Source organism: Soonwooa sp. T0.1_25 (genome assembly GCF_057652215.1).
In genome coordinates, this window is the sequence record NZ_JBYFBZ010000035.1 from 1 (window position 1) to 2,117 (window position 2,117).

Below are 2,117 nucleotides of genomic sequence, written 5' to 3' on the forward strand. Positions count from 1 at the left end.
CTAAATAGTTGTCGATTGTTATCATATTCTTTTTTTGTCTTGTTACTGTCGGCACGTTTTAAAATTACGCCTAACGGAAAAAGTATTGGCGAAGTGCGGGCTTTCGAAGAACTTTAGTTCAAGGAAGACCAAACGTAGCGAATGCTTTTTCAATACTGCTAACTTACAAAAAAATGCAGAATTGAAAAGCATGAGCGGATTATTTTTTCTGCTTTTCAATTTTGCACTTATCCCCGCATTTTGCCAATACTATGTTACCTGCAGTTTCTTTTAGAATGCGTATCCAAAAGCTAAACCTAAAGCAGGATAAAATTTACTGTTTTTATAGTCAAAGTCATAACCATTTCCAATTCCGGCATAATACCTAAAAATAAAATGATTTCCTAATGGTAATTGTTGTCCAAATTGAACTTCATTCAGCCAACTTTTTCCAACTTGGGGACTGTAATAGTCTGTTCCGCTAAAATAAAATTTAGTTTGATAGGCGATAAATGTTCCGGCGTTATTTTTTAAAGAATGTCCTTTTTCTTCACGTCTTTCTCTATTCAAATAGTATCTTATTTGTCCTCTGGCAAAAATACTGTTACTGTTTTTACTCCATTCATAAGAAATTCCATTATGCCACAAGTCTGTAATTCCACCCCAACCCAAATTAATGTCTGCCAAAAATTTGTCACTTAAAGGAATTTCGGTTCCAACAGATATTCCTTGTAGTCCAAGTTCAATTTTGTAATTGTTTTCTAAATTAGTTTGTGCATTTGTGATTTGTGAAAGCAAAATCACACTTAAAGTTAAAATGATTCTCTTCATTAAGTTATATTTAGTTAATTTTCAATTTTATACGGTATTTGTTTTGAAATTGCAGGTAACGGGAAAAGTATTTGCGAAGGGCGGGCTAAATGGAACGAAAAGTTCAATTTCGACCAACCGAAGCGAATGCTTTTTCCACGAAACTAAGTTAATAAAAAGATGTGAAGTGGAAAAGCAGGCGCGACTAAATGCAACTAATAGTCCTATTAAATATTCAACCCCGCCTTTTGCAAATACTATGTTACCTGCAGTCTCTTTATTCACGAAGCCATTTTTTAATTTCGGTAAAAGATTGTTCGCTTTGTTCAATCCAAGGAAAATGTCCTGCTTTATCTATAAAAACTAATTTGGAATTTTGCAACCTAAAATATAGTTCTGTTGCAAATTCGGGCAAATTGTTTGTGTCGTATTTTCCGTTAATTATTAAAATCTTTGTTTTTAAATCCTTAAACTTCTTTTGAAATTCCAAATACTTTTGTCTTTCTTCAGGTGTTTCTTGATAATAATTGTTTCCAATTGGTTTTCTTCTTCCTACTTTTGTAATTTCCTTTACAATCGGAATCACTTTTTGTGCAGTTTCTTCATCATAAGTCCACCATTTTGTTCTTGCAGTTGAAATATCATTTCCATTTTTATCAAATGTTGTATTATTTTCAATCATATAATCCCAATCCTCAATAACTTTAGCAAACCATTTAGATTCTTTTATTCTTTTGTTTTCAGAAGTTTTTCGTCTTTCAATAGATTCATTTTGACTTCCAACATAACTTGTCCCTGATAAAATTATTCCCGAGATATTTTTTGGATATTCAACAGCGTATTGCAAAGCGATTGCACTTTGGTCTGAATGTCCAAAAAGCCAAATCTTTTTTACACCAAGTTTTTCTCTTAATAATTCAATTTCTTTTACGGAATTTTTAGCACTGTAATCTTCAAGTTTTTTTGGGGTTTCGGATTTTCCTATTCCACGAGAATCATAGTAAACCATTGTAAAACTTTCTTCAAGTGGTTTTAAAGTCATTTCGTAGCCGATTTTTCCTGAACTTGGGTGTCCAACAATCATAATTGGTCCTTTTCCTTTTACTGTAAAATTGATATTTAAATCGTCAATTTTTTCGGTATAATTCCCATTCTCAAATTTAGAATTTGAAGCGCAGGAAATAATGAATAAAAAAATTATAAATGTTTTGAAAATTTCTTTCATACTCGCTGTTTTGGTGAGATTGCAGGTAACGGAAAAAGTATTGCCGAAGGACGGGCTTTCGAAGAACTGCAAGTTCAAGAATGACCAAACGAAGCAAAAACTT

At 32.2% G+C, this 2,117-nt stretch carries 2 protein-coding genes; both read right to left on the minus strand.

Annotated features, from left to right (window positions below):
- Positions 1 to 270: 270 nt before the first annotated feature.
- Entirely contained in the window at positions 271 to 810 is a 540-nt protein-coding gene (locus AC23MB_RS14170; protein ID WP_487787626.1) for a hypothetical protein, read from the minus strand.
- A 256-nt stretch (positions 811 to 1,066) separates the two neighbouring features.
- On the minus strand, positions 1,067 to 2,014 hold the full coding sequence (locus AC23MB_RS14175) for an alpha/beta fold hydrolase (RefSeq protein WP_487787627.1): 948 nt from the start codon (positions 2,012 to 2,014) through the stop codon (positions 1,067 to 1,069).
- Between the last annotated feature and the right edge of the window lie 103 nt (positions 2,015 to 2,117).